The 6,502-nt window shown below is 74.1% G+C and carries 3 protein-coding genes and 1 pseudogene; 2 read left to right on the top strand and 2 right to left on the bottom strand.

Features of this window, described 5'->3' with window-relative positions; genetic code table 11:
- The coding region (locus ACFWOG_RS38690; protein WP_380364236.1) for a sigma-70 family RNA polymerase sigma factor at positions 1-1,237 on the bottom strand (1,237 nt) is incomplete at its 3' end.
- A 338-nt stretch (positions 1,238-1,575) separates the two neighbouring features.
- Positions 1,576-2,403, bottom strand: a complete 828-nt coding sequence (locus ACFWOG_RS38685) for a TetR/AcrR family transcriptional regulator (RefSeq protein WP_380364234.1) — start codon at positions 2,401-2,403, stop codon at positions 1,576-1,578.
- A gap of 811 nt (positions 2,404-3,214) precedes the next feature.
- On the opposite strand from ACFWOG_RS38685, the gene ACFWOG_RS38680 reads away from it, so the two are divergent.
- Both ACFWOG_RS38680 and ACFWOG_RS38675 read left to right on the top strand, forming a co-directional pair.
- Positions 3,215-4,516 carry an NAD(P)/FAD-dependent oxidoreductase gene (locus ACFWOG_RS38680; protein ID WP_380364232.1) on the top strand — a complete coding sequence of 434 codons (1,302 nt, stop codon included), beginning with the start codon at positions 3,215-3,217 and terminating at the stop codon, positions 4,514-4,516.
- Positions 4,517-4,729: 213 nt separating this feature from the next.
- A pseudogene (locus tag ACFWOG_RS38675) lies at positions 4,730-6,046 on the top strand (PP2C family protein-serine/threonine phosphatase); the annotation flags it as partial.
- Positions 6,047-6,502: the final 456 nt, after the last annotated feature.

Here is a 6,502-nt window from a genome sequence, read left to right as displayed (position 1 = left end):
CCGCCGAGCCGCCCGCCGTGGCGGCCGCGGTGCCGGCGGCCGAACCGCCGACCACCGCCGCCCCGCCCACGGCGGCCGCGGCGGCACTGAACCCGCCCACACCGATCCAGACCAGCACGCCGCCGGGCAGCAGCGCCCGCAGTCCGTGGTTGATCTCGGACAGCTCCAGGCATGCGGCCGTGCACCGGTCGCACTCCTTGAGGTGTCGGCCGACCTCCGCGGAGGCCCGCTTGCGCAGCGAGCCCCGTGCGTAGGCGCCGAGCCGGTTGGCGTACGCCTCGCAGTCCCGCTCCTGGCTGCCCGAGACGTGCGCCTGGAGGAAGGCGGCGGCCAGCCGGTCGCGGGCCCGGTGGGCCTGGACGGCGGTCGCGTTGGCGGTCTTGCCGAGCATCACCGCGACGGTCTTGGGGGACTCCCGCTCGACCTCGGTGTGCCAGAGCACCACCCGGTCGTCCTCGGGAAGTTCGGCGTAGGCCTGCATCACCATGCGCTGGTCGGCCAGCGCCATCGCCCAGGCGTCGGCGCCGGGGTCGGCCAGGTCGAGGTCGACGACGGCCGCCGAGGTCTGCGCGAACACGCTGAAATCGTCGACGAGTTGCTCGCGCCGCTCGCTGCGGGTCCAGGCTGCGGCGACGTTCCGCACGGCGGTCAGCAGATAGGCGCGGACGGCGAACTCCGGCCCCTTGCCCGCTCGCAGGGCCTGAAGCGTCCGGGCGAACACCTCGCCGGCCAGGTCCTCGGCGGTGAAGCTGTCCCGGCAGCAGGTCCGGGCGTAACGGCGCACCGAGTCGACATGCCGGCGGTAGATCTCCTCGTACGCGGTGTCGTCGCCGGCCCGGACCATGGCGGTCAACTCGGCGTCGGAAGCGGGACGTTCGCCGTCCACGGGGTCGGCGGGCGCGGGCACGGTGGGGCGCGCCGGGGTGCCGGGGCCGACGAAGGCCCCGGGGGTGACGCTGCCCAGCCCGGCCGGGGCCTGACCGGGTACGCGGCCCTGCGGGAGGGCGGCGGCGGAGGCGGAGAGCGTCTCGCGGCTGGGCATCCCGGCCTGGTCCGGCACCTGTGCGGACTGCAACGGGCCGGGCGGCGTCTGTTCCGGCTGCAGCTGCCCCGACGGTCCGGCGCCCGGGGTGGCGGGACCGGCGGCCGGGCCGTCAGGGCCCAGGTCGGGCCCGCTCGCGGCGGAACGGCCGAAGTCGAGGCCGTAGCCGTAGTCGTTCTGTTCCTCGGCGCTCACAACGGACCCCAGATTCCACGACAGCCCCCGTAGTGTGGCAGGGCGCGCGGGAGTGCGTGGGCGCACGATTCCCCGTTGCACGGCGCCGAGTGCGCGCGAACGGCGCGCATCGGGACATTGGCTCCAACCACGGGCAAAGGATGGCATAGCGCAGAGTTGGGCGGTAGCCGGACCGGCGGTGACCCACTCTTCCGTGGGGCCGTCGCGGATGTGTTCGCCCTGCTCCCGTCACCCGGGGCGACGGCGGCCGCACCCGGCGCGCGACCAGGTCCGCGCGCCGCCCGAATCTCCAACCTCCTTGCCCGGGGCGGACGGAGAGCGCCCGACCCGGGTGATGATCAGCGTGCCCGTAGACCGTCCAGCAGGATCTGCAGCAACCGGTCGGCCGGCCCTTCGCCGGGTTGACCGTCCGTCTGCCGACCACTCGGCGACTGGGTCGCCTCCCCGAGCGGGCCGACCCCGGAGACCGCCGACGACACCGGGGCGGCACCGGACACCGGCCCCCCTGCCGGAGCCGGCAGCGCCGCCGGTCCGCTGCGCGCGGCGTGCACCGGTACCGACGCGGTCAGCACCAGCACCACGTCCGCGACGGTCACCCCGGGCCGCAGCTCGCCGGCCGCACCCGCACGCGCCACGAGCGCGGCGAGCAGCTGCAGCAGCAGCCGCGGATCGGCGTCGGCGACCAGTACGCCGGCCTCGCCCTCGACCGTCTGCGGCCCCCCGGCGTGCGTTCCGCTTCCGTACGGCCCGCCTCCGTACGTCCCGCCCGCGTGCGCGCCGTGCGCGCCGGGGAGCGGCTCGTACCGGGCGGAACCGAACGCCGTGTTCAGCCCCACCACGTCGGGCGAGCGCTGCTCGGGCACCCGGCCCAGCTCCTCCGCGTACCGGAACGCCTCCGGCGGCAGCAGCCGCCCGGCCCCGGTGGACACGGCCCGGGCCAGGTACCCGGCCAGCGACTCCCACGCGCCGCCGCCGCCGTAGAGCGACTCGCGCGCCTGGGCCGTCAACCAGGCGACCTCCTCGGCGGCGATCCGCTGGACCAGCACCTCCTTGCTCGGGAAGCGCCGGTACACCGTGCCGACGCCGACCCCGGCCCGGCGCGCGACCTCCTCCATCGGCGCGCCGTATCCGAACTCGCCGAACACCTCGCGGGCCGCACGCAGCACGCTCTCCAGATTCCGCCGGGCGTCCACCCTCAGGCGTGCGCCCGGCAGCGGCCCGCCGGCCGGCACCGGTTCACCCCGGTACGGGGCCGCCGAATACACCGCCCCGGGCTGTGCAGGTGGTTCGGCGGGGCCTCGTTGCTCCGGCACCACGCCTTGGCCGGGGTGCGCCGCACCCGCTCGCCCCAACAGTCGCTCCTGCTCCATCATCCCAACTCTCCCCCGCAGGCGTCCGATCCCGGACCCTGTCGTCGCCCGCCCCTGCACCCCCCGGTGCAGCTCCGCCTGAAAGAAATGACCGATGCCCCATCGCTAGTGCCGCTGGTACCGCCCGGCCGCGGGTGCGGCCACGCGCAGACCACCCGGGCCCGTTCCGGCGGGTACCGCCGAACGTTCCGGGTACGACCGGCCCGGTGTGGCGGCGCCCGTCCGGGGCCTCGCCCGGGAACTACCCTTCCCCGGATCACGGTCCCGCAGTCGGGTTCTCCCGCCAACACTAGAACTGGCCGTAATGACCGATCCACGGTGCGTCGCCACCAGTTGACATGGCGGTGGCCGCTCCGCCACACAATCCGACCATAGTTCACGGCAGTTCGAGGCCGAAAGTGCGTCAGAAACTCGCCCAGGCAGCACATTCGTCCCCACGAGTCGCCTCACGCCCCATCCGTCACAGCACAGGCGGTGGACAAGAGCGGCCCGGCGGTCCTTTATTGGTGGGCGTGATGGGGGCATGCCCGGTCGAAGGCGGGCTGCCGGCCCCATCGACAGGAGGTGCGCCATCAGGATCCTGATCGTCGGCGGCGGGTGCGCGGGGATGTCCACCGCCCTGCACCTCCAGCGCGGCCTGCGCGAGCGGCTCCGCCGCGGCGAGGACGAACTGACCCTGGTCGAGCCCCAGGGCTATCTCACCTACCACCCGCTGCTCGCCGAGGTCGCCGCCGGCTCGATCGACCCCCGGCACGTGGTCGTCCCGCTCCGCCGCGAGCTGCCGGACTGCCGGGTGCTCACCGCCCGGATCACCCGGATCGAGCACGCGACCCGCCGGGCCTGGGCCGATGCCGCCGCCAAGGGCGAGCCGCCCGCACCGGTCGAGCTCGACTACGACGTCCTGATCCTGGCCCCGGGCTCGGTCTCCCGCACCGCTGCCGTCCCCGGGCTGGCCGAACACGGCCGCGGCTTCTCCACCGTCGGCGAGGCCGTCGGCCTGCGCAACCACGTCCTGGAGCAGCTCGACCTGGCCTCCACCACCCGCGACCCGGCCCTCCGCCAGGCCGCGCTCACCTTCGTCTTCGTCGGCGCCGGGTACGCGGGCGTCGGCGCGCTCGCCGAGCTGGAGGACATGGCCCGGTACGCGATCCGCGGGCACCACAACATCAGCCCCGGCGACCTCCGCTGGGTGCTGGTCGAGTCCACCGACCGGATCCTCACGGAGGAGTCGCCGGAGCTCGCCGCCCACACCCTCGCCCAGTTGCGCGAGCGCAGCGTGGACGTCCGGCTGCGCACCACCCTGGAGTCCGCGGCCGACCGGGTCATGGCGCTCTCGGACGGCAGCCGCTTCGCCGCCCGCACCCTGGTCTGGACGGCCGGCGTCCGCCCCGCCCCGCTGCTGCGCGAGACCGACCTGCCACTGGACACCACGGGCCGGGTCCGCTGCCTGCCCACCCTCCAGGTGCTCGCACCGGACGGGCGGGCGCTGCCCGGGGCGTGGGCCGCCGGGGACTGCGCCGCCGTGCCCGACCCGCACGCGGACGGCGCGCCGTGCGCTCCCAACGCCCAGCACGCCTTCGCCCAGGCCGAACTGCTGGCCGCCAACGTGCTCGCCTCACTGGTCGGGGGGCCGCACGGCGCGGGCATCGTCGCGTACCGGCCGGGCGCACCCGCCTGTTCCACCTCCTTGGGCCTCGGGCGGGCCGTCGCCCACACGCGGCGCGGCGGACGGCTCACCGGGCGGCGGGCCTGGTGGCTGCACCGGGCCCGGCACCTGCGACGGCTGCCGAGCGGGGACCGCCGGGTGCGGGTGCTGATGGACTGGGCGCTGGCCGGCCTCTTCTCCCGCGAGGTGGTCTCGCTCGGAAAGCCCGAGCAGCCGGAGTTCGCCGACGACCGGCCCACGTGAGGCGCCGTCCGCGACCCCCCGGGGGCCCGCGGACGCGTCACCGGGGCCCGGGAGAGTCCCGCCGTCACCGATCCGACGACCGCGCCGGGCGCGGGCGACTTCCGGAATCGGGTCTCCGCCTGACAGGATCTGCCCGACCGAGTCATTACCCGGTGTGCTGATGCGCATACAAAAAGTGATGATATGTCTGGAACCCGAGGAAGCGGCCGTCGTTTGAACCTCATGCGCTGGAGCGCCCGGCTCACCGGAGTCCCGCGGCGTGCCGCCCCGTCGGCCGGGGACGGCACCGACCAGGGCCCGCCGTCCGGCGACGGCGTCGTGGTGCCCAGCCCCCGAGACCCCACCAGCCCCACCGGCCATTCCGGACTCCTGGACGTACTCGACCCGACCGGCGTGTTCGACCCGCACCGGCCCCAGGACCTCCGCGAGGTCCTCAACCGCATCCCCGCGCCGGTCGCCGTCACCTACGGACCGCTCCACCAGCTCGGCTACGCCAACCGCGCGTACCGCGAGCTCTTCGGCGAACGGTCCACCGGCCTGCCCGCCTGCGACGCCCTGCCCGAACTCGGTACCCTCGGGGTCCTGCCCCTGATGGACCAGGTCATCCGCGGCGGCAGCCCGCGCAGCGTCAAGGCCCGCTGCATCCTCGGACTCACCGGCAACCGCTACTACAACGTCTCCTGCGTCCCGCTCAGCCGCGACGCGGGCCACGGCGAGCCGGGCGCGGCCGACGACCGGACCGCCGGCGTCCTGATCTTCGCCGCCGAGGTCACCGACCAGGTGCTCGCCGCCGCCCGACTCCGCGAGTCCGAGCGCCGCCAGCGCGAGGCCGCCGTCACGCTCCAGCGCAGCCTCCTCCCGCAGAAGCTCGACCAGCCCGCCGACCTCCGGGTGGCCGCCACCTACCAGCCCGGCGGCGCCGAGGCCGCGGTCGGCGGCGACTGGTACGACGTCATCGCCATCGACGGCGGCCGCACCGCCCTGGTCATCGGCGACGTGATGGGCCGCGGCCTGCGCGCCGCCGCCGTCATGGGCCAGCTCCGCACGGCCGTCCGCGCCTACGCGCGCCTCGACCTCCCGCCGCACAAGGTGATGAGTCTGCTGGACGGCCTCGCGATGGAGATCGACGCCAACCAGATCGCCACCTGCACCTATGCCGTCTGGGATCCGCAGCGGCACACCCTCGGCTACGCCTCGGCCGGTCACCTCCCGATGCTCCTGCGCTGCCCCGACGGCACCGTCCTGCGGAGCGAGGAGCAGAACGGACCGCCGCTGGGCACCGGCGGCGGTGTCCACCTCTCCCACACCCTCCGCCTTCTCCCCGGCACCACCGGCGTCCTCTACACGGACGGCCTGGTCGAGCGTCGGGACGAGGACATCGACCAGGGCCTCGACCTTCTCGCCCACACCCTGGCCGGCGCGGTCGGCGCCCCGGACGTGGTCTGTGCCCGTCTGCTCCGCGCCATGGGGGTCACCTCCGACCACGACGACGACGTCGCCGTCCTCGCCTTCCAGCTGCCGACGGAGGAGGAGTCACCCGCCCGGAAGCCGGCACTTGACTCCGTCTCCCACGAGGTCTAATGTTCTCCGAGTTGCCTGGCAGGGAGCACCGGACACGCATCTGCGCGGACGGTCCCGGGGCGGCCAATCCTCTGAAACACCACCTCTTCCTGTATTCGGGCCGAGGCGTGTCGTCCTTTTTTCGATACGTTCCGGCCAGGGTCTAATTGGCGTGCTCACTTTCGGGGATTGCGGTCGGATTCGCTTTTCGGAGCGGGGGTCGGCTACAGTTCAGAACGTCGGACGGGGCGTCAAGCCGCAGAAGACACCAGCGAGTTGGACGAACGAAGCGCCGGAAGCGGAGCGGAAAGCGTCTGGTAGGCTGGAAGCGCGAAAGCGAGTCAGGTGAGTGAAACTCCGGAAAACGGAGCGGAAAACGTCTGGTAAGCTGGAAACACGAAAGAACGAAGCGCCCGGAGGGCCGGT

Source organism: Kitasatospora sp. NPDC058406 (genome assembly GCF_042722765.1).
Taxonomy (GTDB): domain Bacteria; phylum Actinomycetota; class Actinomycetes; order Streptomycetales; family Streptomycetaceae; genus Kitasatospora.
The sequence above is the reverse complement of the archived record's forward strand: the minus strand, read 5'-3'. Positions and strand labels throughout refer to the sequence as shown.

What these genes read in the sequence shown, in the direction of transcription:
- ACFWOG_RS38680 (WP_380364232.1), top strand. Translation starts at nt 3,215, where the DNA reads ATGTCCACCGCCCTGCACCTCCAGCGCGGCCTGCGCGAGCGGCTCCGC.